Annotated in this window: 1 pseudogene; it reads right to left on the bottom strand. The window is 42.4% G+C overall.

Annotated elements, in window-relative coordinates:
• Positions 1–205 (bottom strand): annotated as a pseudogene (locus QOR82_RS09265) (RNA-guided endonuclease TnpB family protein); the annotation flags it as partial.

Raw genomic sequence — 205 nt, 5'->3', positions numbered from 1 at the left:
AGTCCTTACGTTGGTTAGCTATCCGTTGCTGATAGCGTGCCTTCTGCCGTTGTGCTCGTTGCCAATTCTGATAATCGTTAAGTACCATTTTGAAATCACTATGGTTATGATTCCATTGACGCATAGCAATGGTTGCACGGTGCTTACGTTTACTGTACTTAGATTGCCAGGCATTAGCTTCCTTTTCTAGCCACTTAGCATTAAA

The sequence above is a fragment of the Limosilactobacillus difficilis genome (genome assembly GCF_947387495.1).
GTDB classification, from domain to species: domain Bacteria; phylum Bacillota; class Bacilli; order Lactobacillales; family Lactobacillaceae; genus Limosilactobacillus; species Limosilactobacillus difficilis.
Note: the sequence above shows the minus strand (reverse complement) of the source record. Positions and strands in the feature narration are given on the sequence as shown.